General features: G+C 71.5%; 22 protein-coding genes. 13 read left to right on the plus strand and 9 right to left on the minus strand.

Going from position 1 to position 20,902, the window contains the following annotated elements; translation table 11 throughout:
* Positions 1 to 111: 111 nt before the first annotated feature.
* From OO67_RS18760 to OO67_RS18770, 3 genes are all read right to left on the minus strand, one after another.
* Positions 112 to 1,449 (minus strand): FtsX-like permease family protein, encoded by a 1,338-nt coding sequence (locus OO67_RS18760; protein ID WP_033301845.1) that lies wholly within the window; start codon positions 1,447 to 1,449, stop codon positions 112 to 114.
* A 2-nt stretch (positions 1,450 to 1,451) separates the two neighbouring features.
* On the minus strand, positions 1,452 to 2,264 hold the full coding sequence (locus OO67_RS18765) for an ABC transporter ATP-binding protein (RefSeq protein ID WP_033301846.1): 813 nt from the start codon (positions 2,262 to 2,264) through the stop codon (positions 1,452 to 1,454).
* 205 nt (positions 2,265 to 2,469) lie between these two features.
* Positions 2,470 to 3,150 carry a 4'-phosphopantetheinyl transferase family protein gene (locus tag OO67_RS18770; RefSeq protein WP_033301848.1) on the minus strand — a complete coding sequence of 227 codons (681 nt, stop codon included), beginning with the start codon at positions 3,148 to 3,150 and terminating at the stop codon, positions 2,470 to 2,472.
* 509 nt (positions 3,151 to 3,659) lie between these two features.
* On the opposite strand from OO67_RS18770, the gene OO67_RS18775 reads away from it, so the two are divergent.
* Positions 3,660 to 4,082, plus strand: a complete 423-nt coding sequence (locus tag OO67_RS18775) for a cold shock domain-containing protein (protein ID WP_051709583.1) — start codon at positions 3,660 to 3,662, stop codon at positions 4,080 to 4,082.
* A gap of 84 nt (positions 4,083 to 4,166) precedes the next feature.
* On the opposite strand, the gene OO67_RS18780 is transcribed toward OO67_RS18775, so the two are convergent.
* Complete coding sequence (locus OO67_RS18780) at positions 4,167 to 4,943, minus strand: VOC family protein (RefSeq protein ID WP_033301849.1); 777 nt, start codon at positions 4,941 to 4,943, stop codon at positions 4,167 to 4,169.
* Between the two features lie 236 nt (positions 4,944 to 5,179).
* On the opposite strand from OO67_RS18780, the gene OO67_RS18785 reads away from it, so the two are divergent.
* Positions 5,180 to 6,007, plus strand: coding sequence for a sulfurtransferase (locus OO67_RS18785; protein ID WP_033301850.1), 828 nt, complete (start codon positions 5,180 to 5,182; stop codon positions 6,005 to 6,007).
* Between the two features lie 80 nt (positions 6,008 to 6,087).
* Here the strand turns inward: OO67_RS18785 and sepH are convergent, their stop codons facing one another.
* The gene (gene sepH, locus OO67_RS18790; protein WP_033302184.1) at positions 6,088 to 7,143 is read right to left on the minus strand and encodes a septation protein SepH; all 1,056 of its coding nucleotides are present in this window, start codon (positions 7,141 to 7,143) and stop codon (positions 6,088 to 6,090) included.
* Between the two features lie 497 nt (positions 7,144 to 7,640).
* Here sepH and OO67_RS18795 point away from each other — a divergent pair, with 497 nt between their 5' ends.
* Positions 7,641 to 8,675 carry a hypothetical protein gene (locus tag OO67_RS18795; protein ID WP_033301851.1) on the plus strand — a complete coding sequence of 345 codons (1,035 nt, stop codon included), beginning with the start codon at positions 7,641 to 7,643 and terminating at the stop codon, positions 8,673 to 8,675.
* Between the two features lie 34 nt (positions 8,676 to 8,709).
* Here the strand turns inward: OO67_RS18795 and OO67_RS18800 are convergent, their stop codons facing one another.
* A complete protein-coding gene (locus tag OO67_RS18800; protein ID WP_033301853.1) occupies positions 8,710 to 10,029 on the minus strand; it encodes a D-arabinono-1,4-lactone oxidase in 1,320 nt (439 codons plus the stop codon).
* Positions 9,989 to 11,233, minus strand: a complete 1,245-nt coding sequence (locus tag OO67_RS18805; protein ID WP_033301856.1) for an MFS transporter — start codon at positions 11,231 to 11,233, stop codon at positions 9,989 to 9,991. Before OO67_RS18805 ends, OO67_RS18800 begins: the two co-directional genes overlap by 41 nt.
* A gap of 112 nt (positions 11,234 to 11,345) precedes the next feature.
* Between OO67_RS18805 and OO67_RS18810 the strand changes: the two genes are divergently transcribed.
* Entirely contained in the window at positions 11,346 to 12,470 is a 1,125-nt protein-coding gene (locus tag OO67_RS18810; protein ID WP_033301859.1) for a ferrochelatase, read from the plus strand.
* Positions 12,471 to 12,547: 77 nt separating this feature from the next.
* Entirely contained in the window at positions 12,548 to 13,348 is an 801-nt protein-coding gene (locus OO67_RS18815) for an inositol monophosphatase family protein (protein WP_033301862.1), read from the plus strand.
* Positions 13,349 to 13,450: 102 nt separating this feature from the next.
* Here OO67_RS18815 and OO67_RS39020 read toward each other — a convergent pair whose 3' ends face one another.
* Positions 13,451 to 13,624: a hypothetical protein gene (locus OO67_RS39020; protein WP_167359495.1), complete on the minus strand. Its 174-nt coding sequence runs from the start codon at positions 13,622 to 13,624 to the stop codon at positions 13,451 to 13,453.
* 366 nt (positions 13,625 to 13,990) lie between these two features.
* On the opposite strand from OO67_RS39020, the gene OO67_RS18820 reads away from it, so the two are divergent.
* The 4 genes from OO67_RS18820 (at position 13,991) to OO67_RS18835 (ending at position 17,557) form a co-directional block, all read left to right on the plus strand.
* Positions 13,991 to 14,644 carry a response regulator transcription factor gene (locus tag OO67_RS18820; protein WP_033301864.1) on the plus strand — a complete coding sequence of 218 codons (654 nt, stop codon included), beginning with the start codon at positions 13,991 to 13,993 and terminating at the stop codon, positions 14,642 to 14,644.
* Positions 14,645 to 14,651: 7 nt separating this feature from the next.
* On the plus strand, positions 14,652 to 15,884 hold the full coding sequence (locus OO67_RS18825) for a sensor histidine kinase (RefSeq protein ID WP_033301868.1): 1,233 nt from the start codon (positions 14,652 to 14,654) through the stop codon (positions 15,882 to 15,884).
* A 404-nt stretch (positions 15,885 to 16,288) separates the two neighbouring features.
* Entirely contained in the window at positions 16,289 to 16,585 is a 297-nt protein-coding gene (locus tag OO67_RS18830) for a DUF4193 domain-containing protein (protein ID WP_003965732.1), read from the plus strand.
* A gap of 12 nt (positions 16,586 to 16,597) precedes the next feature.
* Entirely contained in the window at positions 16,598 to 17,557 is a 960-nt protein-coding gene (locus OO67_RS18835) for a hypothetical protein (protein WP_033301870.1), read from the plus strand.
* A gap of 4 nt (positions 17,558 to 17,561) precedes the next feature.
* Here OO67_RS18835 and OO67_RS18840 read toward each other — a convergent pair whose 3' ends face one another.
* Positions 17,562 to 18,017, minus strand: a complete 456-nt coding sequence (locus OO67_RS18840) for a DUF3093 domain-containing protein (RefSeq protein WP_033301872.1) — start codon at positions 18,015 to 18,017, stop codon at positions 17,562 to 17,564.
* Positions 18,018 to 18,075: 58 nt separating this feature from the next.
* Between OO67_RS18840 and OO67_RS18845 the strand changes: the two genes are divergently transcribed.
* The 4 genes from OO67_RS18845 (at position 18,076) to OO67_RS18860 (ending at position 20,846) form a co-directional block, all read left to right on the plus strand.
* Complete coding sequence (locus OO67_RS18845; RefSeq protein WP_033301873.1) at positions 18,076 to 18,660, plus strand: PaaI family thioesterase; 585 nt, start codon at positions 18,076 to 18,078, stop codon at positions 18,658 to 18,660.
* On the plus strand, positions 18,660 to 19,187 hold the full coding sequence (gene dut / locus OO67_RS18850; RefSeq protein WP_014153608.1) for a dUTP diphosphatase: 528 nt from the start codon (positions 18,660 to 18,662) through the stop codon (positions 19,185 to 19,187). Before OO67_RS18845 ends, dut begins: the two co-directional genes overlap by 1 nt.
* A gap of 1 nt (position 19,188) precedes the next feature.
* The gene (locus OO67_RS18855) at positions 19,189 to 19,959 is read left to right on the plus strand and encodes a DUF3710 domain-containing protein (RefSeq protein WP_033301875.1); all 771 of its coding nucleotides are present in this window, start codon (positions 19,189 to 19,191) and stop codon (positions 19,957 to 19,959) included.
* A 152-nt stretch (positions 19,960 to 20,111) separates the two neighbouring features.
* Complete coding sequence (locus OO67_RS18860; protein WP_033301877.1) at positions 20,112 to 20,846, plus strand: ABC transporter ATP-binding protein; 735 nt, start codon at positions 20,112 to 20,114, stop codon at positions 20,844 to 20,846.
* The last annotated feature ends 56 nt before the right edge of the window (positions 20,847 to 20,902 follow it).

Consider the following 20,902-nt stretch of genomic DNA (forward strand, 5'->3'; position numbering starts at 1 on the left):
GGCACTTCCCGGCACTTCCGGCACGGCGTGACGGGGCAGTCGCGTCAGCGACTGTCCCGTTGTCCGTGCTCCCGTCCCGGCGCCGTGCGCCGGGGCCGTGCCCGCCACGGGTCAGGCGGCCACCGCCACGGCCGACACCGCGGGGGTGCGCAGCGCGCGGCGGGCCGTGCCGACGCTGGTGACCAGAGTCACGGCGGCGCCGACCGCGGCGATGCCCAGCCACATGGCGACGCCGACATCCGGGATGACGGTGTCCGTACGGACGATGTTGAACGGCAGGATTCCGGCCACCCCCGCCAGTGTGCCGAAGAAGAGCCCCGTCGCCGTCAGCACCAGACCCTCCACACCGACCATGCCCAGCACCTGACCCGGGGTGGCCCCGGCGAGGCGCTGCCCGCCGAACTCCCGCCGGCGGTACGAGGTGGCCGCGTAGAGGCTGTTGATCAGCATGATGCAGGCGAAGGCCACGATGATGCCGACGATCACGAAGTTCAGCGACTCCAGGTTCTTGTCGGCGACTGTCTTGCCGACCCCGGAGGCCTTCACGGCGTTGCTCTCGATGTCCTGCATGTAGAGCGTCGCCGTGGCCATCCCGATGAAGAGGATCAGTGGCATCAGGACCCCGGCCAGCTGGGTGGCGCGCTCCCGCAGGTTGTGCACCGTCAGGTAGCCGGGGGCCCCGGCGAGCAGTTCGACCGGCCGCGCCAGCCAGCCCAGCAGCACGCGCAGCAGCATCGGCGAGAAGGTGGCGAAACCGACGGACAGCAGGATGGCGCCGTATGCCGGCGCCGCCATCAGAGCGGGCTCCGTCCTGTCCATCGTGAAGGTGACGGACACGCCGCCCACACCGGCGAGGAACGCCAGCCCACCACCGAGGGTGCGCAGCCGGTGGCGGGGCGCCCGGGCGCCCGCCGCGGCCTTCGTCGCGCGGCGCACCGCGAGGAACGCCGCACCGACCGAGGCGAGCATGGTGATGCTCACGCCCGCCGAGATCGCGATGGGTCCGAAGACGTAGTCGACGGCCTCGGCGACCTGGCCGTTGTCCTGGAACTGTCCGAGCAGCGCCCGGCCGCCGAGCATCGCGGGCACGAGGGCCAGCAGCGTCGAGACGACGGCGACCAGAACCGCCTCGCCCACCACCATCCGCTTGATCTGCGCAGGGGTGGCCCCGGTGCAGCGCAGAAGCCTGATCTCCTCGTCACGCTGACGCACGTTCACCGTGAGCGCGGAGGCGACGGCGAAGAAGACCAGCAACGTGCCGTATCCGCCGACGGCCGCGCCCGTGATGGTGAGGAGCTCCGCGCTCTGGTCGTCGACGTTGCTGCCTCCGGCGGTGTCGTGCATCGAGTTGAACATCATGGTGATCGTCGCGCCGAGGAAGGCGGACAGCAGGGTTCCCACGAAGCGCCCTGGGCGCTGGAGCACGGAACGGAAGGCGAGTTCGAACATGATCAGGCCCCCATCGGCATTCCGTCGCCCAGGCCCGCCGCCGCGCCGCCCACGGTGTCGCCGAGGTGCGCCAGCCGCTCCGCGACGGCGTCGACGGTCGGCGCGTTCATGTGACCGGCCAGCCGGCCGTCCGCCAGGAACAGCACGGAGTCGGCGTACGAGGCGGCCACCGGGTCGTGCGTCACCATGACCACGGTCCGTCCGTGCACCCGTACGGCCTCCTGCAGCAGCTGCAGGATGTCCCGCGCGCTGCGGATGTCGAGCGCGCCGGTCGGCTCGTCCGCGAAGATCACGCTCGGCTCGGTGACCAGCGCGCGGGCGATGGCGACACGCTGCCGCTGACCGCCGGACAGCGTGTCCGGGCGGTGTGCGAGGCGGTCCCCGAGGCCGACCTGGTCGAGGATGTTCTGGGCGCGGACATGATCGATACGGCGCCCGGCGAGCTTGAGCGGCAGCGTGGTGTTCTGCACGACCGACAGCGTGGGCATCAGGTTGTACTGCTGGAAGATGAAGCCGATCCGCTGCCGCCGGAACTTGGTCAGCGCAGCCTCCGTGCCACCGGTCATCTCCTCGCCGTCCACGAAGATCCGCCCATGGTCGGGCCTGTCCAGCCCGGCGGCGCACTGCAGCAGCGTGGACTTGCCCGAGCCGGACGGCCCCATGACCGCGGTGAAGGTCCCGGCCGGAAGGCTGAGACTCACGCCGTCGAGCGCCCTCACCGCGTTCTCCTCGGACCCGTACACCTTGGTGACGTCGACCAGGCGCAGCGCCTCGGGGCTCCTCGCGGTTCCGACTCCCTTGTCACGACGAAACATCGCTCTCCCCATTCCCGTCAGGCGCCCTCTGCGCCGCGCAATCGAAGCTACGGGACGGCGAGGGGCTCGCACACGGTGTCTACGGCCCGAACTGGGGGTGGTGCTCGGTACACCCCCTATAGGGGTGGTGAGTTACGGGAGAGCCGCGACACCCTCCCGGGGCCTGCGACCGGCAGCACCGCCGACCGGGCCTCACACCAGGAGGTCATGGGTGATGGACCGTCACCGCGGCGGTGACCAGCCCGTGGCGGACGGTCCACCGCCCCTCGAAATGTGTGAGCCGTCGGGCACCCGTCATCGGTCCGGGCACGAGCAGTTCGGCACGGATGCGGCCCTGCGGCGTCGTGCCGGGGTCGGCGTGGATCTCGATGTCCGCGTCCTCGAAGCCGAGCCACTTCCCCGTCAGAGGGAACCACGCCTTGTAGACGGACTCCTTCGCGCAGAACAGCAGCCGGTCCCAGTGGACGGCCGGGTGCCGGGCGGTGAGGGTGGCCAGGCGCTCCCGCTCGGCGGGGAGCGCGACGGCGCGCAGAACCCCGTCCGGCAGCGGGCCGTGAGGTTCGGCGTCGATGCCGAGAGCGGCCAGGTCGGTGGCGCACACCAGAGCGGCGGCGCGGTAACCGTCGCAGTGGGTCATGCTGCCGAGCAGGCCCTCCGGCCAGCGCGGGGCGCCTCGCTCACCGGGCAGGACGGGCTGCGGCGGCACGCCGAGCTTCTCCATGGCGCGGCGGGCGCAGGCCCGTACGGTGGCGAACTCCCGGCGCCGTTTCTCCACCGCCCGCGCCACCACCGCCTGTTCCTCGGGGTGGAGCGCGGCCTGGTCGGCCTCGTCGTCCCCGAAGGCCTCCACGGCCACCACCGAGTCCGGGAGCAGATCCTCGATCACCGGCCGTGCCCTCCCGTCGGCGGGTCGGCCCACCGGTACCTCTTCGAAGCGGACACCCTAGCGCCACGCGGTCCGCGGTGTGCGGCGGTGGCTCACCCGACGACGGGCAGGCGGAATTCAGTTCCCTGGGTGAAGGGCCGACAGAGGATGAAATGCGGTGCGCATGACGCGATCCTGTCGCCCGGAAAAAGCGTCACACGCGTCGGGGAGGGGCCACATCACCGACCGGTCCACCGGCGGTGCATTCCGTGGTCACCACCGTAGCCGTGAGCAACTCGCGACCGGTGTACGGGCGGTGGCCGTCGTGCTTTCCCACCGGTAGGGCGCAGCACGCTCGATGGGCTCGGCCCGTCTCTTCTCCCGGACCCCGTCGCTATACTCGTGCCCGGTGTATCGAACTGTGCCGCGGAGCCTTCTGTGGTCCCGGCCGTTCTCATTCCGGATCGCTTTCGGGGGATCCGAGACTTGTTGTGTGTGTGCGGTAGCGGTGGAGGTGTTTTCTGTTGTTGATGACAGGTAAAATTCTTCGGTTCGACGAAGTTCGCGGATATGGGTTCATCGCCCCCGACGAGGGCGACGAGGACGTGTTCATGCACGCCAACGACCTGCTCGAAGAGAAGTATCTGTACCAGGCCGGGCGGCGCGTCGAGTATTTCCTGGAATCGGGTGACAAGGGCCCGAAAGCGGGTGAGATCCGCCTGATGCGCCAGCCCGCTCCGCCGACGTCCAGGGTGCTTCAGAGCGCGGCTGCCCAGCCCGCGGCGCACGATGACGACGCCGACTGTGACGTCCTGACCCCGCTGGACTTCCAGAGCGAGGTGACCGAGGCGCTGATCGAGGCGGACGGGACCCTGACCGCCGCGCAGTTGCAGCACGTCCGGCAGCGCCTGCTTCGCCTTGCCCAAGGACACGGCTGGGTGGATTCCGCCTGAGGGTCCCACGACGGCCGAGGCGCGGGGGCGTGCGGTCCCGGCCTCGCCGGCGCACCCAGGCGCGGCGTCGTCGAGCGGCGGAGGTCAGTTCCCCGGCGGCCGGACGATCGTGAACACCGCGCCCTCCGGGTCCGCCACCGTCGCCAGCCTGCCGCTGGAGGCCTCCCGCGGAGGCCGCAGCACATGGCCGCCGAGCTCCACCACCCGCGCCGCCGCCTCGTCGGTGTCGGCGACCTGGAAGTACGTCATCCAGTGGGGGCCCCGGTCACGCGGCAGGGCATGTCCCACACCGTGCAGGGCGGCCACGGGACGGCCCCGCAGGTGCAGCGTCTGGTAGTCGAAGTCGGCCGAGACGACCGCCTCGGTCTCGAAGCCGAACACGGCCTGGTAGAACTTGGCGACCGACGCGGTCTCCCGGGTCACCAGCTCGTTCCACACCGGGGTCCCCGGAGTGCCCGCGAGCGCGGTGCCGATGTGCTCGGCGGCCTGCCAGACACCGAAGACCGCGCCGCCGGGGTCCGAGGCGAGCAGAAGACGTCCCGCCCTGCCGGCGTCGAGGGGCCCGACGGCCACCGTCCCGCCGCAGGACCGGATCGCCTCCGCCGTGGCATCGGCGTCCTCCGTCGCGAGATAGGTCGTCCAGGCGATCGGGAGGTGCCGGTCAGGCGGCAGCTGTCCGATGCCGGCGACCTCCTTGCCGCACAGCAACGCCCGTACGTAGGGCCCCAGCTGTTCGGGTCCGGGCTGGAACTCCCAGCCGAACAACCGGCTGTAGAAGTCCTGCGTCGCGGTCAGGCCGTGCACGATCAGACTCACCCAGCACGGCGCTCCGGGCGTGCGCCGGGTGACAGCCTCGGTCATCTTCTTCTCTCTCCTCGCACCATCGGAGTGCCGTACGGGGGACGAGCCCGCACGGCGTCCAGCGGCACGGACACGGGCGCGCACGCTCCGTGCAGATGCTCGCACCCCTGAGCCTCCGAGGCACCCCGGCCGCGCCGCGTCATCCGGCTTCCACTCGGGCGTACAACCGTTTTGAGGTGGTACGTCCATTTCGGCACGGCCTCACGCCGGGCGGCCCTTGCGCGAAGATGGCATCCATGAAGCCCATCATCACCGCATCCGAATACATGAGCGAGTCGGCGGGGCCGCGCCCACCCGTGCTGCTGGACGTCCGCTGGCAGCTCGGCGGTCCGAACGGCCGCGCCGACTACGAGGCCGGGCACCTCCCGGGCGCGGTCTTCGTCGATCTCGACTCCGAGCTCGCCGGCCCGGCGGGCAGCGGCGGCCGTCACCCCCTGCCCGACCCGGAAGCCTTCGGCGCCGTCATGCGGCGGGCGGGGGTCGGCCGCGCCACCCCCGTGGTGGTCTACGACGGCGGCCAGGGATGGGCGGCCGCGCGGGCATGGTGGCTGCTGCGCTGGACCGGGCATCGGGACGTCCGTGTACTGGACGGCGGTCTCGCCGCCTGGACGGGCGAGCTCACCACCGGCATCCCGGAGCCCGCCGAGGGCGACTTCCGGCCCGAGCCGGGCGCGATCGGCCTCCTGGACGCGGACGCCGCCGCGGAACTGGCCCGCTCCGGTCTGCTCCTCGACGCGCGGGCCCCGGAGCGCTACCGGGGGGACGTGGAACCCATCGACCGCGTCGGCGGCCACATCCCGGGTGCGGTGTCCGCCCCGACCACGCAGAACGTGGGCGAGGACGGCCGCTTCCTGCCCGCCGGCACGCTCGCTTCCCGGTTCTCCGCCCTGGGCGCCGACGGCGACACCGGGATCGGCGTCTACTGCGGCTCCGGCGTCTCCGGTGCCCATGAGGTACTGGCGCTGGAACTCGCCGGCCACCGGGCCGCCCTGTACGCCGGGTCCTGGTCGGAGTGGACCTCGGACGAGTCCCGGCCCGTCGCCACAGGGCCGGAACCGGCCTGACGTCACGGACGTCCGGACGGAGCGAGGGCCCGTACGCGGCTGCGTACGGGCCCTCCTCATGCCGCGGACCCGAACGGTCCTCAGTCCTGCTTCTTCCGGCGCGTGCCGAAGACGATCTCGTCCCAGCTGGGCACCGCGGCCCTGCGTCCCGGGCGTACCCCGTCGGCCTCGGCCTGCCGGTCCGTCGTCCCGGTGAGCCGGTCACGGTGTCCGGCCACCGCGCGGGGCATCAGTACGTCGGCGTAGGCGGAACCCGCGCCGGCGGACGCCGCCGCGGCCGGTGGTTCGTCCGCCTCGGGCTCCTGCTGCGGCGCGGGCTCGAGGGCGGGCGGTTCCGGCTGCGAGGGCCGCTCGGGGACGACCATGTCGCCCCGGAAGCTCGGCACCGCCTCGAGGAGGCTGGTCAGCGAGTCGCGCTCGCTCGCCGACACACCGCCGACGCGCTCCTCCGGCTCGGGGGCGGGGCGCTCGATCTGGCGGTCCAGTGCGCGGTCCAGCGGCCGGTCGCGCGGCAGCCGTGCGATCCGGGGCACGAACGGGAAGCTCGGCTCCGGAGCCGCGACGTCGTCGGTCTCGCCGATCAGCGAGCGCGCCTCCTCGTCCACGGCCTGGACCAGCCGTCGCGGCGCGTCGTACGTCCAGCTCGCGGAGTGCGGTTCGCCCGCGACGCGGTAGACCAGGAGGACCTCCCAGGTGCCGTCGTCACGGCGCCAGGAATCCCACTGGACGGTCTCCCGGTCGGCGCCGCGCAGCAGCAGCCGCTCCTGCACCGCCTCGCCGAGCTGGGGTCCGGTGTTCTCGCCGGGACGGCGCACAGGTGTCTTCCGGGCGCGCTCGGCCATGAACGCGCGCTCCGCGAGCACGGGGCCCTCGAAGCGGCGTACCCGGTCCACCGGGATGCCGGCGAACTGGGCGACCTCCTCGGCGGAGGCGCCGGCACGTATACGCGCCTGGATGTCGCGCGGGCGGAGATGACTCTCCACCTCGATCTCGATCTGGCCGAGCCGGGCGCGGTCGTTGCGCACGGCGGCACGCAGCCGCTCATCGATCGGAAGCGTGTACTCCGTGCTGTCCGCAGCCTTGAGCACCAGTCGTGTGCCGTCGTTTGAGACGGCCACGACACGCAGTTCGGGCATGGGAACCTCCCGGGTGGTGCCTGCCGACGTCACGTGCGTCGCTGCTTCCGCTAGTCGAGTGTGACCTGCCCGGGTTCAGCCTGCCACAACCTTGCCAAGTTACCCGGCGTGTCGGGCCTTGGCCCTGGAACCCCAGAATGGCACGGTTACCTGTTCGCCACGTGGAGCGACCGGTTGATCGCTCCATGTGGCAGGCGCCCGTGCGATGCCGCGGCGCCGCCGGTTCGAGTGCCGTCTTCGGCCCCCTCCCGTAGGTCCCGGATACCCGTGTGGGAGTCCGGCCCCAGGGCTCGCCACAGTACTCCATTCGGGCCACCGGGGTGGACCGGCGCGCCGCCGAAGTTGTCGCGGGGCGCGGGAGTTGGGTTACCCAGTTGTCGTCGGTATGCCCGCGATGCGTGTGCTGCTTCACAAAATCTCCAGAATCGGAACTATCTGATTCGCTCAAATGTCCCTTCAAGGTGCAAGGTGGGGTGGTTGTCGAGCGAGGGCTGATCATGGTTCAGAAGCCGCATAACGATGCGGAACGTAAGGAAAGGCGCATAGATCTGAGCCTGCCGCAGGTCGCGGGCAGCGCTCTCGCGGCGGTCGCCGCGGCGGTGATGGCCTCACAGCTCGGTGTGTACGGAACCATCGCGGGCGCCGGCGTGATGAGCATCGTGGCCACCTGCGGGGGCTCCGTCTTCCAGCACTTCTTCAGTCGCACGGGTGAGCAGATCCGCGAGGTCACCGTCCAGGTGAAACACCCGGCGGGCCGTCAGGTCACGGTGCGCACCCGGGAGACCTCCCGCGCGCCGCGGAGGCCGGAGGACGACGCGACGAGGGTGCTGCGCACGGTGGAGCCCGACCCCGACCTGGACCGCACCACGGTCCTGCCCCAGGCCGGGCCCGGTGACCCGGAGCGCACGACGATGCTGCGGCAGGCCGGGCCCGGTGACCTGGAGCGCACGACGATGCTGCGGCAGGTCCGGCCCGGCGGCCCGGCCCCCGGCGACGCGCCTGTGGACGACTCCTTCTCCGGCGCCCGTACGCACGGCACCCGCGTCCGGGGCTGGAAGCGCTCGGCCCTCGCCGCTGCCGGGGTCTTCGTCCTGGCCATGGGCGGAATCACCGTGTACGAAGTGGTCTCCGGGCACGATCTGGGCGGCAACGGCGGAACGACCGTCGGCTCCGTCGTGCGAGGGGAGCGCGACGGCGGAGCGACCACGCCCCAGCCCTCGGGCAGCACCGGGGGCAGCGGCCAGGAGGAGAACGGCGACGACGGCCGCAGCCCCGGGGGCGACGACGCGACCACGCCCGGTACGGACCCCGGGGACGGGGTGAGCGAGCGGCCCGGGACGACCGACGGCACCACGTCCGGGCCCACCCCCGCACCCTCCGCCTCCGGCGGGTCCACGGCCCCGGAACCCACCAGCCCGACGGCACCCGGCGACGACGTCACCCCGACGGGACCGGAACCGGAGCCGACCGCGACCGACGACGCCCCGGCCGTCCGGGAGGACGGCGCGGCCGGACCGGACGCCGGCCGGTGAGCCGGTCCAGGCCGCACGGCCGGACCCGCCGCTCTCAGTCGCCGAGCACCCGGCGCAGGTAGTCGTTGGCGAACAGCCTGTCCGGGTCGAGCCGGTCCCGCAGGGCGGTGAACTCGCCGAAGCGGGAGTAGGTCCCGGCCAGGTACCCGGAGTCCCGGGTGTGGATCTTGCCCCAGTGCGGACGGCCGTCGTATCCCGTCATGAGCCGCTCGACGGCCGTGAAGTACGCCTGGTAGGGCGTGCCCCGGTACAGATGCACCGCGACGTACGCGCTCTCCCGGCCCGAGGCCGTGGAGAGCGCGATGTCGTCCGCGGGTGCCGTGCGGACCTCCACCGGGAAACTGATCCGCAGCGGTGAGCGCTCCACCATGGCCTTGAGCTCACGCAGGGCCTCTACCGCCGCCTCGCGCGGCAGGGCGTACTCCATCTCGACGAAGCGGACCCGCCTGGGACTGGTGAACACCTTGTACGGGATGTCGGTGTACGTACGGGCCGACAGCGCGCGGCTGGAGATCCGGGCGATCGAGGGGATGGCTCCCGGAACCACCCGGCCGACCGAGCAGGCGACCTGGAAGGCGCCGTTCGACAGCAGTTCGTCCTCGATCCATCCGCTGACCCGGCCGGGCGGAGCGGCGGGGCCCGCGCTCCGGTTGTTGCGCTTGGTGTTGCAGTTGGCCGTGTGCGGGAACCAGTAGAACTCGAAGTGCTCGTTCTCTGTGACCATCTGGTCGAAATCGGCTGTTACCCGGTCGAAGGTCATCGGCTCCTCGCGGGCCGTCAGCAGGAAGACCGGCTCCACCGCGAACGTGACCGCGGTGACCACACCGAGCGCCCCGAGTCCGATCCGGGCCGCCGCGAAGACGTCCGGGTGCTCGTCGGCGGAGCAGCGCAGTACCGAGCCGTCGGCTGTGACCAGCTCCAGCGCACGGATCTGCGCGGAGACCGAGGCGGAGTCGCGGCCGGTGCCATGGGTGCCCGTGGAGGTGGCCCCCGCGACCGTCTGCTCCATGATGTCGCCCATGTTGGTCAGGGAGAGCCCCTCGCGGGCGAGCGCGGCGTTGAGGCGCTTCAGCGGCGTGCCGGCCTCGACCGTCACGGTCATCGCCTCGCGGTCGACGTCGCGTATGCCGGTGAGCAGGTCCGGGCGTATGAGGACCCCGTCGGTCGCCGCGGCCGCGGTGAACGAATGACCGGTGCCGACGGGCTTGACGGTCAGACCGTCCTCGGACGCCCTGCGGAGCGCGTCGGCGAGCTCGTCGACGGAGGCGGGGGACTCGACGCGGACAGGCCGGGCGGTGACGTTGCCCGCCCAGTTACGCCACGTGTTCGCCGTCCGTGCGTAGGTGTCGTTCATCTTCCCCGCGCCCTCCCGTAGGCACCGGCTCCGCGAGCCGGCGATACCCCAGGAACGCCACCGCGGCCGCGAGCGCTCCCGCAACGGCGGGCACCGCGTACCCCGCCTCGGCCCCCGAGGCGTCGACCACCCAGCCTGCGGCAGAGGAGCCGAGCGCCACTCCGACCGCGAGTCCGGTACTGGTCCAGGTCATGCCCTCGGTCAGCTGGGTGCGCGGTACGTGCTGTTCGACGAGGGCCATCGTGGTGACCATCGTCGGTGCGATGGCGAGGCCCGCGACAAAGAGCGCCACGGCCAGGAACGGCAGGCTCCCGGCCAGTTGGAGGGGGATCATACTCACGGCCATCGCGCACACCCCCACCAGCCACCTGGTGGACGGCTTCCCCCGCAGGTGCAGCAGCCCGAAGACGGCTCCGGCGAGACACGAACCCAGGGCGTAGACCGCGAGCACGAGGCTCGCCGCCGCCTTGTGGCCGCGCTCCTCGGCGAAGGCCACCGTCACCACGTCCACCGCCCCGAAGATCGCCCCGGTGGCGACGAAGGTGATCACCAGCACCTGGAGTCCGGAGGAACGCAGGGCCGAGCCGCCCGTGTGGTGCTCCTTGGGGTGCGGCCTGGGCTCGGTGGCGCGCTGGGCGGTCAGCCAGAAGACACCGATCACGAGGAACACACCGGCGATCAGGGGCCCCGCCTCCGGGAACCACGCGGTGGACAGGCCGATCGAGATGATGGGCCCGAAGATGAAGCACACCTCGTCGACGATCGACTCCCACGCGTACGCGGTGTGCAGCTGCCGGCCGGAGCCCCGGTAGATCTCGGCCCAGCGGGACCGGACCATCGACCCCACGCTCGGGACGCAGCCGGCGCCCGCGGCGAAGACGAACAGGGTCCAGTCGGGCATCCTCTGCTGGGCGCAGACCAGCAGCCCCGCGACCGACGCGGCCGCGAACAGCGTCACGGGGCGCAGGACACGGCGCTGCCCGTGCCGGTCGACCATCCGCGAGACCTGTGGCCCCATGACGGCCGCCGCCATGGCGAGCGTCGCGGAGAGGGCCCCCGCCAGTCCGTAGCGGCCGGTCAGCTGGGAGACCATCGTCACCACGCCGATCCCCATCATGGACAGCGGCATCCGGCCGAAGAATCCGGCCGCCGAGAACTCCCGGCTTCCCGGGGCGGCGAAGATGGCGCGGTAGGGACTGGGCACGGGGGAGCTCCGGGAAGGCCTGTCAGGTGTGCGAGGGGCTGATACAGCTTACGGGTGCCGCCGGCCCACGGCGGTTGCCGTTCTGTCCGAGGCGGGTGGCAGGATCGGGTGCATGTCCGATCTGCGTGATCCCGCGCCCTACGACGCCCTGCTGCTGCTCTCCTTCGGAGGCCCCGAAGGCCCTGACGACGTGGTCCCGTTCCTGGCGAACGTGACACGTGGCCGGGGCATCCCCGAAGAACGGCTGAAAGAGGTCGGCAAGCACTATTTCCTCTTCGGCGGCGTCAGCCCGATCAACGCGCAGAACAGAGCGCTGCTCGACGCCCTGCGCAAGGATCTCGCGGATCACGCCCTGGAGCTGCCGGTGTACTGGGGCAACCGCAACTGGGCCCCGTACCTCACCGACACCCTCCGCGAGATGGTCACGGACGGCCACCGCCGGATCGCCGTGCTCGCCACCAGCGCCTACGCCTCGTACTCGGGCTGCAGGCAGTACCGGGAGAATCTGGCGGAGTCGCTGGCCGCGCTGGAGGCGGAAGGGCTCCCGGTGCCCCGCGTGGACAAGCTGCGGCACTACTTCAACCACCCCGGCTTCGTAGGGCCCATGGTGGACGGCGTGCTGGCGTCGCTGGCCGACCTCCCCGAGGACGTCAGGGCGGGGGCGCACCTCGCGTTCACCACGCACTCCATCCCGGTCTCCGCGGCCGACACCTCCGGGCCGGTGGAGACACACGGCGACGGCGGCTCCTACGTGGCCGAGCACCTGGACGTCGCCCGGCTGATCTCCGAGGCCGTGCGGGAGGAGACGGGCATCGAGCACCCCTGGCAGCTCGTCTACCAGTCGCGCAGCGGCGCCCCGCACATCCCGTGGCTCGAGCCCGACATCTGCGACCACCTGGAGACGCTCCACGGCGACGGCGTCCCGGCGGTCGTGATGGCCCCGATCGGTTTCGTCTCGGACCACATGGAGGTGCTGTACGACCTCGACACGGAGGCCACCGCCAAGGCCGCCGAGCTGGGGCTGCCCGTGCGCCGGTCCGCGACGGTGGGCGCGGACCCCCGGTTCGCCGCCGCCGTGCGCGAGCTCCTCCTGGAGCGCGCCGCCGCCGAACGGGACCGCCCCGTGACGCCCTGCGCCCTGGGCGCGCTCGGTCCCTCCCACGACCTCTGCCCGGTCGGCTGCTGCCCCGCCAGGGCCCTCAAGCCCGCCGCCGCCGGAGCCGACAGCCCGTTCTGACGCCCACCCGCCCGACTTCCACGCCGCGCGGGCAGCGACAGCCCGTGCCGGCGCCGTGACACCACCTCTGGAGCGTTGTGACCGACCCCCTCCTGTCCGAACTGCTCGACCTCGCCCTGGAGGCGGCCCGCCGGGCCGGCGCGCTGCTGCGTGACGGCCGGCCGGCCGACCTCGGGGTGGCCGCGACGAAGTCCAGCCCGATCGACGTCGTCACCGAGATGGACATCCGGGCGGAGAAGCTGATCACCGGCTACCTCTCCGAGCACCGTCCCGCCGACGGCTTCCTCGGGGAGGAGGGCGCCAGTGCCGAGGGCAGCAGCGGTATCCGGTGGGTCATCGACCCGCTCGACGGTACGGTGAACTACCTCTACGGCCTCCCGACCTGGTCCGTCTCCATCGCCGCCGAGCGCGACGGCGAACGGGTCGTCGGCGTGGTCGAGGCCCCGATGAGGCGCGAGACGTTCCACGCGGTGCTGGGCGGCGGCGCGTACGGGAACGGGGAGGCACTCAGCTGCCGCCCCACGGCCCCTCTCGACCAGGCGCTGGTGGCGACCGGCTTCAACTACGTCACCGAGGTGCGCAGCCATCAGGCGGCCGTGGCACAGCAGCTGATTCCGCGGCTGCGCGACATCCGGCGCGGGGGATCCGCCGCCATCGAGCTCTGCGACGTGGCGGCCGGCCGGCTCGACGGTTACTACGAGCGGGGCCTGCACCCGTGGGACGTGGCGGCCGGCGATCTCATCGCCCGGGAGGCCGGCGCGCTCACCGGCGGCAGGCCCGGCCTGCCGGCGGACGGAGACCTGACGGTGGCGGCCACCCCCGGCGTCTTCGAGCCGTTGCAGGCCCTGCTCGAGGAGCTGGGGGCCTGGCACGACTGACCGATGCCCTCCCTGAGCTGCTGCGGGCACCCAGGGAGGGCGCCGGAACGAGGAGAGGGCCCCGGAGGGCCATGGCGGCTCCCGGGGCCCTCTCGTGGCGGCTCAGACGCTCGTGGCGCTGATCTCCACGCCGTGCTCGGCGGCGAGGCGGTGCAGGTCGTCCAGCTCTCCCTGCTCGACGTCCGCGAGGAAGTCGTCGCCGGTCTCGCGAGCCCTCGTGAGGTCGGACTCGGTGGTCTTGATTCGTTGCAGCAGACCTGCGGTGAAAGCGTCCATGAAGCGCCCCCTCGTCGTGGGTCGGTGGCACGGGGGTGTGCCCGGTGGTCCTCCGGCCCTCGGGCCGGAGTGCGGGTGATCACGCCAGTCCCTCTGGATGCAGGACGGGCGGTGGCGACGCCACATGCAGGGCGTGATCGGCGGGTGTGAGAGCGTCCTCCCCGCCGCCCACCCGCGAGAAACCTCAACTGGCCCGGAAATCCGAACGATTCCCTGGAGCGGCGGCCGGTGCCGCGCCGTCTTACCGCCGGTTTACGCGTGTTCCGGGCAGGATGGACGCGCACAGTCGGTGCCGCTGACGTGCAGCGAGCGGCCGGAACGAAGGCCGCTCGCCCTTTTTTCGTGGATCTAGGGAAGGACTGCGCCGTGCGCGTACTCGTCGTCGAGGACGAGCAGCTGCTCGCCGATGCGGTGGCCACCGGGCTGCGCCGGGAGGCCATGGCCGTCGACGTCGTCTACGACGGAGCGGCGGCTCTCGAGCGCGTAGGGGTCAACGACTACGACGTCGTCGTGCTGGACCGGGACCTCCCGGTGGTGCACGGGGACGACGTCTGCCGCAGGATCGTCGAGCTCGGCATGCCCACCAGGGTGCTCATGCTCACCGCGTCCGGTGACGTCAGCGACCGGGTCGAAGGCCTGGAGCTCGGTGCGGACGACTACCTGCCCAAGCCCTTCGCCTTCAGCGAGCTGACGGCGCGGGTACGCGCCCTGGGGCGCCGCACCACGGTCGCGCTCCCGCCCGTGCTGGAGCGGGCCGGCATCAAGCTCGACCCCAACCGCCGCGAGGTCTTCCGGGACGAGCAGGAGATCCAGCTCGCTCCGAAGGAGTTCGCCGTCCTGGAGGTCCTGATGCGCAGCGAGGGCGCGGTCGTCTCGGCCGAGCAGCTGCTGGAGAAGGCGTGGGACGAGAACACCGACCCGTTCACCAACGTGGTGCGGGTCACCGTCATGACCCTGCGCCGCAAGCTCGGTGAGCCCCCGGTCATCATCACCGTCCCCGGCTCCGGATACCGGATCTGAGGGCGTGATGGCAGCCTCCCCCACCCCCCTGAAGGCACCTCCGAAACCGACCTGGGAACCGAAGCCGCAGGAATCGCCGTACCCCTGGCTGCGCCCGACCATCCGGATACGGCTCACGCTGCTGTACGGCGGGATGTTCCTGATCGCGGGCATCCTCCTGCTCTCGATCATCTACATGCTGGCGGCGCAGGCCCTGGACGTGGGCAGTGACCTGCCGTTCGAGGTGGTCAACGGGCAGGTCACCAGCGAGGTCTGCGAGCTTCCGATCAAGGCGAGCCCGGACGACTTCAACGCCGCTCTGAACGCCTGTGCCAACCAGCAGCGCGACCACGCCCTCGACGACCTGCTGAACCGCTCACTGCTGGCCCTCGTGGGACTCAGCGTCATCGCCTTCGCCTTCGGTTACGCCATGGCGGGCCGCGTGCTGTCACCGCTCGGCCGGATCACCCGCACCGCACGCCGCGTGGTCGGGACGGACCTGACCCGCCGGATCGAGCTGGACGGACCGGACGACGAGCTGAAGGAGCTCGCGGACACCTTCGACGAGATGCTGGACCGCCTGGAGAGGGCGTTCACCGCCCAGCAGCGCTTCGTGGGCAACGCCTCGCACGAACTGCGTACGCCGCTCGCGATCAACCGGACCCTCCTCGAGGTCCATCTCTCCGACCCGGAGGCCTCTCCCGAGCTCCACCAGCTGGGCAAGACGCTCCTGGCCACGAACGAACGCAGTGAGCAGCTGGTCGAAGGGCTGCTGCTGCTCGCCCGCAGCGACAACCAGATCGTCGAACGCAAGCCCGTGAACCTCGCCGAGGTCGCCGACCGCGCCATCGACCAGACCAGGGCCGAGGCGGCGGCGAAGAGGGTCGAGGTGCGTGGCGAGCGTGCCCAGGCCGTCGTACAGGGCAACGGAGTCCTCCTGGAGCGCATCGCGCTGAACCTCGTGCAGAACGCCGTGCGCTACAACGTGGCGGAGAACGGCTGGGTGGAGGTCACCACCGAGCTCCAGCACGGGCAGGCGCTCCTGGTGGTCACGAACACCGGGCCTGTGGTGCCCGCGTACGAGATCGACAACCTGTTCGAACCGTTCAGGCGGCTGCGTACGGAGCGCACGGGCAGCGACAAGGGCGTCGGGCTCGGCCTGTCGATCGCGCGATCCGTCGCGAGGGCCCACGGAGGCCGTATCATCGCGGAGCCCCGCGAGGGCGGTGGTCTCGTGATGCGCGTCACCCTGCCGGTCTGAGAGGCTTCACGGTGTGAAGCGGCATTGGATCGCCCTGTTCGCTTTGGGCGGAATTTTCGAACCCCTTTACTGTTCCGTCCCTGTGTGATCGATCACAGAAGCGAATTTCGGTCTCTCTACTCTCCGTGATCACATCCATCCCCGAAAGCCTGGAAACGTCCGGGTTTCCGGGGGGCGATATCACGGGAAGTACACGGGGTGGCGCCCGTGAACTGCAGCAATCGGACCGTGTACGGTCCCCATCGCCACCCAAGCTGATCGCTCACGAGAGATCCGGTTGGGTGTCGATTGAGTAACAGACCTTGATGTGAGGCAAAATCTCCGCCTCAGGTCGGGCACAAGTCCGGCCTCTCACGCGTTACGTGCGCTGAGACACCGCAGACACCCATGAGGGGGAGAGCGACATGGCAACGGATTACGACACCCCACGCAAGACCGACGACGACGTGGACCAGGACAGCCTCGAAGAGCTCAAGGCTCGTCGGAGCGACAAGACGGCATCCGCCGTCGACGTGGACGAGTTCGACGCGGCAGAAGGACTGGAGCTGCCCGGAGCAGACCTGTCCAACGAAGAGCTGGCCGTGCGGGTTCTGCCCAAGCAGGCCGATGAGTTCACCTGCATGAGCTGCTTCCTCGTGCACCACAGGAGCCAGCTGGCGCGGGAGAAGAACGGCCAGCCCATCTGCCGCGACTGCGACTGAGGCAGGCCGGCCGTGGCAGGCGACACACCGTTCCGGAAGCGGCGCTTGCGGCGCACGAAGTCGTCGGAGGCACATCAGGGCGGCACAGGCCCGGCAGAGGGCGCAAGCCCCGCTGCCGAGCACCAGGCCGCCCTGCCGGCCTCTCCCGGCGGCACACCTGACGACGAGCGGGGCCACCCGGCCTCGCTCGAAGCGGTGAGGGCGGACGACGCGTCCCCCGAGCCCGGGCGGAACGGACCGGACCGGCCCTCCGAGGGCTCCGGCCGTCTGCACACACTGAAACGAGGCGTACGCAAGAGCCGGGAGAGCGCCACAGCCGCAGTCGGCCTGGTGGCCGACCGCATCATCGACGCGGCTCCCCGCATCCCTGTGCGGGACCTCGCCACCCTGCGCAGGCAGTTCCCGGGGCTGGGCCCCGAAGAGCTCGCCGACAAGCTCGTCGCGGGCGCGTGCAACGCCACCGCGACCGTCGGCGCGGGCATCGGGGCGGCGGCGATGATGCCCGTACCACCCGCCATGCTCGCCGAGCTGGCAGCCGAGATCACCGGGGTGGCCGCCGTCGAGATGAAGCTCGTCGCGGAGCTCCACGAGGTCTACGGCCGGCGCCCGCCGGGCAATCTCGGCCAGCGCAGCACCGCGTATCTGACGTCCTGGACGGAGGAGCGCGGCATCGACGTCTCGCGCCCCGCCACGCTCAACGCGGCGCTGGGCGGGCAGATGAAGCGCGAACTGCGTCAGCAGATCATGAAGCGCACCGTGCGCGACCTGCCGAATCTCATCCCGTTCATGGTCGGTGCCGTCGTCGGCGCGATGATGAACCGGCGGGACACCAGAAAGCTCGCCGACCGGGTCAGGAACGACCTGCGGCGCACGCAGGTGCCCTGGGACCGTCTACCGGAGCTTCCCCCGCTGGAACAGCCCGCGAAGCCCGCCAAGGAGCTCCCGAAGGGTCTGGACGACCCCGGCCGCTGACCCCTCAGGCGGGCACGGGCGCGAGGGCCGCCACCAGAGCCTGCGGCTCCCGGGTCGACAGATAGACGTACGGCGTCGGGTCGGCCGGATCCGTGACCTTCACCCGCACCGCCGTCGGGACGTAGCTGCGCAGCAGCATGAACGCGCGGGGATCCGCCTTGTACGAGCGCCAGGCGCGCGCCTCCTCCCCGTCCAGCACCTCGGCGTCGCCGAGCGCTTCCAGAGGGATGCGGGCGTCGCCCGCCACGAGGGCGCCCGCCACGACCCGGATGCGCGCGGAGCCGTACGAGCTCACGGCCGCGCACGCCGCGGCCGTACCCGCGACCAGGCCACCGAGCATGGGCAGGGCGCCGAGCGGCAGGAGCATCAGCGCGCAGGCGACGCCGATGCCGATGGCGATGAGCCACCACGTACGGGGTGCGGTGAGGCGTTCGTCGAAGGCAGGTGCGGAAGGCTGCATGAAAGCAAGCTTGGCACGGCGCGCCCCGCGGTCCGCCGCGCGGGTAAGGTCTGCGCCTGTGAGTGGAACATCTGCACGCCTGACACCCCCCGCCGACGCGGTGGAGCCGGTCCGTCATCCCGACGCCCCCGCGCCCGGAGAGCTCCTCGGTTCCCACTACGAACACTGTTTCGGCTGTGGTGGCGGGCAGCCGCACGGACTGCACCTCCAGGCGACCGCCGGGGAAGGCGTGAGCGTCACCGCCGAATTCACCGTGAAGCCCGCCCATCAGGGCGCTCCGGGGCTGGCACACGGCGGGGTCCTGGCCACGGCGATGGACGAGACGCTCGGCGCGCTGAGCTGGATGCTGCGGGTCATCGCGGTGACCGGACGGCTGGAGACCGACTACGTCCTTCCGGTGCCGGTGGACACGGTGCTCTTCCTGGAGGCCGAGGTCACCGCCGTCCACGGCCGGAAGATCTACTGCCGGGCGACGGGGAGGACCGGGGGGCCCGACGGACCCGTGGCGGTCCGGGCGGAAGCCCTCTTCATCGAGGTCAAGGTGGACCACTTCATCGACAACGGACGGCCGGAGGAGATCCAGGCGGCCATGTCCGACCCGGACCAGGTCAGGCGCGCCCGCGCCTTCGAGGTGAACCCCTGATGCGACACCCCGTCGACGTACTCATCCGCCGGGTCGACCCGGACGTGCCGATCCCCGGCTACGGACACCCGGGCGACGCGGGCGCCGATCTCGTCACCACCGAGGCCGCCGAACTCGCCCCTGGCGAACGGGCGGTGCTCCCCACCGGGGTGTCGATCGCGCTGCCCGACGGCTACGCCGCCTTCGTGCATCCCCGTTCGGGCCTCGCGGCCCGCTGCGGAGTGGCTCTCGTGAACGCCCCAGGGACGGTCGATGCCGGGTACCGTGGGGAGATCAAGGTCATCGTGGTCAATCTCGACCCACGGGAGACCGTGAGGTTCGAACGGTTCGACCGGATTGCCCAACTGGTCGTCCAGCAGGTCGAGAAGGTGCGCTTCCACGAGGTGACGGAGCTCCCCGGTTCGGCGCGGGCCGAGGGGGGCTTCGGATCCACCGGCGGCCACGCCGCCGTGGACGGCGTCACGGGCGGTAACACCCAGGGTGGGAACAGCTACGCTTCGGTCGTATCCGACCGGGAAGGACGTTGACGTGTTCGGACGTCGCAAGAACAGTGGTTCCGCCAAGGACACGGCGGACGAAGCGCGCGAGGCCGAGCAGGTCGCCGACGAGCTCGACGGCACCGGGGCCGAGAGCGGCTCGCGCCGCACCAACCTTCCGCCGGCCCCCCGCCCCGACGGGCCGTGGGACATCTCCGAGGTGACGCGGCCCGGCGAGGGCCGGGTGGACCTCGGCGGCATCTTCGTGCCCGGAGTCGAGGGCATGGAGCTCCGGGTGGAGGTCGCCGGCGACGCGATCGTCGCGGCCACCGTCGTGGTGCGCGACAGCGCGGTCCAGCTGCAGGCCTTCGCAGCCCCCAAGAAGGAGGGCATCTGGGGCGAGGTGCGCGAGGAGATCGCCTCAGGCATCACCCAGCAGGGCGGCGTCATCGACGAGGTCGAAGGCCCGCTGGGCTGGGAGCTGCGCGCCCAGGTCCCCGTACAGCTTCCGGACGGGAAGACCGGCGTGCAGCTGGTGCGTTTCGTGGGCGTCGACGGACCGCGCTGGTTCCTGCGCGGAGTGATCTCCGGCCAGGGAGCGGTGCAGCCGGAGGCCGCCGGGCTTCTGGAGACGGTCTTCCGGGACACCGTCGTCGTCCGCGGCGACGGCCCGATGGCCCCGCGTGACCCGATCGTCCTCAAGCTCCCCGACGACGCGCAGATGGTGCCCGAGGGCGTGCAGCAGGAGGACCAGGAGAGCTCGAAGTTCTCCGGCGGGATGGGACAGCTCCAGCGCGGACCCGAGATCACCGAGGTGCGCTGACCGCGCCCTCGTCCGCCGAGGCCGGTGGGCCGCACCCCGGGGAGGGGGTGCGGCCCACCGGCCTTTCCATTGCCTCACCGGGTGCCTCATGCACATACTGACGGCTGCCTAAGGAGCGGGTACGCACGGTGGCGTACGCGCGGGGGAGAGCGATGACACGGAGCACGGGCGGACGGACCGGAACGGCCCTGGCCGAGAGTCCGGCAGACGGCCCCATGGTGAGGGTCGAGGACCTGCACCGCTCGTACGGGTCCGGCGCGGCGGCGGTGCACGCCCTTCGGGGGGTCTCCTTCGAGATCCCGCGTGGAGAGCTCGTCGCCCTCAAGGGCCGCTCCGGTTCGGGCAAGACCACCCTGCTCAATCTCGTCGGAGGCCTCGACGCACCGGACAGCGGCCGGATCACCGTCGGCGGCACCGATCTCGCCGGACTCGGCGAGGACGGGCTGCTGGAACTGCGCAGGGACCGGATCGGGTTCATCTTCCAGTCGTTCGGTCTCCTCCCCATCCTGACCGCGGCGGAGAACGTCGGTGTCCCCATGCGCCTGCGCAGGACCGACCCCCACGAGCGAGAGGAGCGGGTGGCGCTGCTGCTCTCCCTGGTGGGCCTCGGCGACCACGCCGAGCAGCGCCCCGGGGAGCTCTCCGGCGGCCAGCAGCAGCGTGTCGCCATCGCCCGCGCGCTCGCCAACCGTCCCGCCCTCCTGATCGCCGACGAGCCCACCGGGCAGCTGGACGCGGAGACCGGACTCGCGGTCATGCAGTTGTTGAGGGCCGTCGTGCGCAGCGAGGGCGTCACCGTCCTCGTCGCCACCCACGACCCCCAGCTGCTCGGCTTCGCCGACCGGGTCCTCGAGCTCAGTGACGGGCACATCGCCGAGCACGCGTAGCGGCGGGCGGACGCGGGGCCCCACGGCCGTGGACACCGGCCCCGCATCAGAATCCC

The sequence above is a fragment of the Streptomyces atroolivaceus genome (genome assembly GCF_000717025.1).
Taxonomy (GTDB): Bacteria; Actinomycetota; Actinomycetes; order Streptomycetales; family Streptomycetaceae; genus Streptomyces; species Streptomyces atroolivaceus.